The 4620-nt window shown below is 40.5% G+C and carries 6 protein-coding genes; 1 reads left to right on the top strand and 5 read right to left on the bottom strand.

All coding sequences use genetic code 11. The features are described from left to right. From DBR11_RS23485 to DBR11_RS23465, 5 genes are all read right to left on the bottom strand, one after another. The coding region (locus DBR11_RS23485) for an NAD-dependent epimerase/dehydratase family protein (RefSeq protein ID WP_146186641.1) at window positions 1-91 on the bottom strand (91 nt) is incomplete at its 3' end. Window position 92: 1 nt separating this feature from the next. Further along, the gene (locus DBR11_RS23480; protein ID WP_108555032.1) at window positions 93-659 is read right to left on the bottom strand and encodes a hypothetical protein; all 567 of its coding nucleotides are present in this window, start codon (window positions 657-659) and stop codon (window positions 93-95) included. A gap of 2 nt (window positions 660-661) precedes the next feature. Further along, the gene (galE, locus tag DBR11_RS23475; RefSeq protein ID WP_108555031.1) at window positions 662-1684 is read right to left on the bottom strand and encodes a UDP-glucose 4-epimerase GalE; all 1023 of its coding nucleotides are present in this window, start codon (window positions 1682-1684) and stop codon (window positions 662-664) included. A 14-nt stretch (window positions 1685-1698) separates the two neighbouring features. Continuing rightward, window positions 1699-2688 (bottom strand): UDP-glucuronic acid decarboxylase family protein, encoded by a 990-nt coding sequence (locus DBR11_RS23470; protein WP_108555030.1) that lies wholly within the window; start codon window positions 2686-2688, stop codon window positions 1699-1701. After that, on the bottom strand, window positions 2688-3998 hold the full coding sequence (locus tag DBR11_RS23465; protein WP_108555029.1) for a UDP-glucose/GDP-mannose dehydrogenase family protein: 1311 nt from the start codon (window positions 3996-3998) through the stop codon (window positions 2688-2690). The genes DBR11_RS23470 and DBR11_RS23465 overlap by 1 nt, the downstream gene beginning before the upstream one ends. Window positions 3999-4143: 145 nt before the next feature. Between DBR11_RS23465 and DBR11_RS23460 the strand changes: the two genes are divergently transcribed. Beyond that, window positions 4144-4620, top strand: a 477-nt coding sequence (locus DBR11_RS23460; protein WP_304594253.1) for a 3-deoxy-D-manno-octulosonic acid transferase, incomplete at its 3' end; no start/stop codon positions are given.

Below are 4620 nucleotides of genomic sequence, written 5' to 3'. Positions count from 1 at the left end.
CAATCTCATATTCCGGATAATTCGTTACAAATCTTCTCACCACATGTGAGCCTATGAAACCTGCACCGCCAGTAATTAAAATCTTCTTCATTTTAGAATTCTTTTGGCAACTTCAACTCCTGCGCAGCAGCAGTCATTTTGCCGGTGTATATTTTATTGAGTACGTTATTAAGACCATCTTTCAGGTCAAACTGCAAATCTTCATGCAGTTTAGTGTATTTGTTAACTGTAGATAAAGTTGTCCTTACAAAATAAGTAATCAGTTTCTCCTGAAATTTATATATGGAAGAGAATACCGATTCCTTACACAACACAGGAATACAGTTCAACAGGTAAATCCGGAGTTCTACCTCAGAGCTGACATCCTTAGTCACCTTAAAGTGGTGATTAATCCTTCCGTTCAGCTTCCTAAAGGTAACCAGGACATCTTTGGAAGAAAGCTTCAGATCTTGTGCAAAGATGGTTCCCGCCTCATCAATCTCTGCCTTCAGCTGTTCTGACCTTTGTTCCAGATCCGATTCATCTTCCAGCAATTTAAAATGCAAATGCTCCGTTAAAACTTTATCCTTTGCAATTAAACGGAGCAAAAGCTTGTCCTTTTCCTTTTCAGGAAGTTCAACAATAGCTGTTTTCAGTACTTTATGCTCCTTTAACAACATCCTTAAAAAGGGTTATCCTTTAAATATTTTTCCCAGTTCCAGGCCGACCGCATCATTTCATCGATGTCCAGCTCGGCTTTCCATCCTAAATCCCTCGCCGATTTCTCCACATTTCCCCATACTTGCTCAATATCTCCTTCTCTTCTGGCACCAATAGTATAGTTCAGTTTTTCTCCTGTAGACTTTTCAAAAGCGTGGATGATCTCCAGAACTGAAGAGCCCTTACCTGTTCCCAGATTAAATACTTCATAATTTGAACTTGCTTTTTCACTTTCCAGCCTTTGGATAGCAGCCACATGAGCTTTAGCAAGATCAACTACATGAATATAATCACGGATCGCGCTGCCATCCGGTGTACTATAATCATCTCCGTATACTGTAATCGGACCACGTTTTCCAATAGCACTCTGGGTGATAAAAGGAACCAGGTTTTGAGGAACCCCGATTGGTAATTCACCAATCAATGCAGTATGGTGTGCACCTACCGGGTTAAAATACCGCAGAGAAGTTACTTTTAATGAAGGTGTTACCGCACATGTTTCCTGCAGGATCTCTTCTGCAATCTGTTTGGTATTTCCGTAAGGAGATTCTGCTTTTTTCACCGGCGCATCTTCAGTTACCGGCAATACATCAGGCTGTCCATAAACGGTACAGGAAGATGAAAACACCAGATTAATCTTTTGGTCAAAGGCAGTGATCAGATTGATCAGGGAATAAAAATTATTTCTGTAATATTTTAAAGGCTGCTGAACCGATTCACCCACTGCTTTAAATGCTGCAAAATGAATAACCCCACTAATATCCGTGTGTTTTTTTACAAAATCATTCACTTTTGCCTCATCACAAAGGTCCAGTTCATGAAATTCAGGTTTCTTTCCTGTGATCTTTTCCAGCTGTGTTAAGATTTTTGGATTGGAATTAGAGAAATCGTCTACAATGACCACATCATATCCTGCATTATGCAATTCGACAACAGTGTGTGATCCAATAAATCCGGTTCCTCCGGTTACTAAAATTTTAGCCATTTTTATATTTCTTTTTATCGGTTATAGGTTGTAAAATCTTTATGATCTTTATTAAATAAGGCCTCCTTAGGCAAAGATTTAAAATACGCATAGGTGATCTTTAGTCCATCCGCCCTGTTTACTTTTGGTTCCCAGCCCAGGATCTCTCTCGCCTTGGTAATGTCCGGACGACGTTGTTTCGGATCATCTACTGGAAGATCCCTCAAAACCAGCTTTTGATTGGTGCCTGTCAACTTGATGATCTCTTCTCCAAATTGCTTAATCGTGATCTCATCCGGGTTACCAATATTTACCGGTAACGCATAATCGCTCATCAGCAAACGGTAAATTCCCTCGATCAAATCATCCACATAGCAGAATGACCGGGTTTGTGAACCATCACCAAAAACAGTTAAGTCTTCCCCCCGTAAAGCCTGACCTATAAAAGCCGGCAATACTCGCCCGTCATTTAGCCGCATTCTTGGCCCATAAGTATTGAAGATCCGCACAATACGCGTCTCTACTCCATGAAAAGTATGGTAAGCCATAGTCATGGCCTCCTGGAACCTTTTAGCCTCGTCATATACACCTCTTGGGCCTACCGGGTTCACATTACCCCAATATTCTTCAGGCTGAGGATTAACACTTGGATCACCGTAAACCTCTGAAGTAGAAGCAATGATCATCCTGGCACCCTTATTTCTCGCTAAACCCAGTAAATTATGTGTACCCAACGATCCTACTTTTAAAGTCTGGATAGGGATCTTCAAATAATCTATCGGGCTTGCCGGAGAGGCAAAATGCAGGATATAATCCAATTTACCTGGTACATAAACAAATTTGGAAACATCATGATGGTAAAACTCAAAGTTCTCCAGTTTAAAAAGATGTTCAATATTCTGAAGGTCACCGGTTATCAGATTGTCCATTCCAATGACATGGTAATCCTCTTTGATGAACCGGTCACAAAGATGTGATCCCAGAAATCCGGCCGCACCGGTAATTAAAACTCTTTTACGTTCCATTAGTCTACAAGCTTACGTCCAATACTGTTATAATAATAACCCAGATCTATCATTTTCTGAAGGTCATATAGATTCCGGCCATCAAAGATCACTTTGTTGGTTAAGGAAGATTCCATTCTTTCAAAGTCAGGATTTCTGAACACAGACCATTCCGTTGCAATCAGCAAAGCATCTGCACCAGCCAGGGCTTCATACTGATCTTTGGCAAATTTAATCTTATCGCCAAGGATGGCCTGTACATTTTTCATTCCCTCCGGATCAAAAGCAGTCACCGTAGCCCCATTTTTAACCAGATGATCAATGATATACAACGCTGGTGCTTCGCGGATATCATCTGTTTCAGGTTTGAAGGCTAATCCCCAAAGTGCAAAATGCTTTCCTTTCAGATCTCCCTTATAATATTTCAACACTTTATCCACAAGGACAACTTTCTGCTTCTCATTCACATCCATAACTGCTTTCAGGATCTGAAAATCATAGGCATGCTCATCAGCAGATTTGGCCAGCGCCTGCACATCTTTTGGAAAACAGCTTCCGCCATAACCAATCCCTGGGAACAAAAATCGCTTACCAATCCGGTCATCAGAACCGATCCCTTTACGCACAGCATCTACATCTGCGCCTACAATTTCGCAGAGGTTAGCAATCTCATTCATAAAAGTAATCTTGGTGGCCAGGAACGAATTCGCAGCATATTTTGTCAGTTCAGAAGAACGTTCGTCCATAAACAATACCGGATTTCCCTGACGCACATAAGGTGCATACAGCTCCGCCATTAATTTTTTCGCCTTTTCACTGCCTGTACCGATCACTACACGGTCTGGTTTCATGAAATCCTCTACAGCCACACCCTCCCGTAAAAACTCCGGGTTAGAAACCACATCGATCTCCACATCCGTATGTGCTGTAAAAACAGCTTGAACTTTATCTGCCGTACCCACTGGTACTGTAGACTTATTCACAATAACCTTATATTCAGTCACCAGTTTTGAAATATCCTTTGCTGCACCTAAAATATAGGAAAGATCGGCCGCCCCATCACCTCCCGGAGGGGTAGGAAGCGCCATAAAAATGATCTGTGCTTCTTGAACAGCGATAGCCAGATCAGTGGTGAAAGTTAACCTTTGCTGGGCGATATTTCTATGAAACAACACATCAAGACCAGGTTCATAGATTGGAATAATACCATGTTGCATCTTCTGCACTTTGGCTTCATCAATGTCAACACAAATAACATTGTTACCTGTTTCTGCAAGACATGTTCCGGTTACTAAACCTACATATCCTGTTCCAATTACGGCAATTTTCATATAATGCTGGGGTGTTTAAAATATGTAGAAAAACTAAGTTCAGAAGTACTCAACAGCAACATTCCGGAAGCTTCGTTTCTCATATATTACTCTAGTTTTAATTTTTAAAAGTATCTTCGGCTAAGATAACAAATAAACACTCAAAATGCTTTGGCTTTATAATTTTGGTATTTTTCTCTATAACCTTGTTGTTAAATCAATTGCCCCGTACAATTCTAAGGCCAAATTATTTAATCAGGGCAGAAAGCATATATTTTCCATTTTACAAGAAAAAATAACGAAAGGACAAAAACATGTATGGTTTCATTTTGCTTCTCTTGGCGAATTCGAACAGGGCCGTCCAGTCCTGGAGAAGATCAGAATACTTTATCCACATAAAAAAATTATCATCACCTTCTTCTCCCCTTCAGGATACGAGGTGCGTAAAAATTATGCCCTGGCCGATGGTATCTTTTATCTCCCGTTAGACACCGCCTCCAACGCCAGAAGATTTATAGAAATTGTTAACCCGGAGATCGCCATTTTCACTAAATATGAATTCTGGCACTATTATTTTAAAATATTAAAAGAGAAGAATATCCCGCTCTTTCTAGTGTCCGGCATTTTCAGGCCAAATCAATTG

This window comes from Pedobacter sp. HMWF019, assembly GCF_003061025.1.
Classification (GTDB): Bacteria; Bacteroidota; Bacteroidia; order Sphingobacteriales; family Sphingobacteriaceae; genus Pedobacter.
This window is presented reverse-complemented; position numbering and strand designations above follow the sequence as displayed.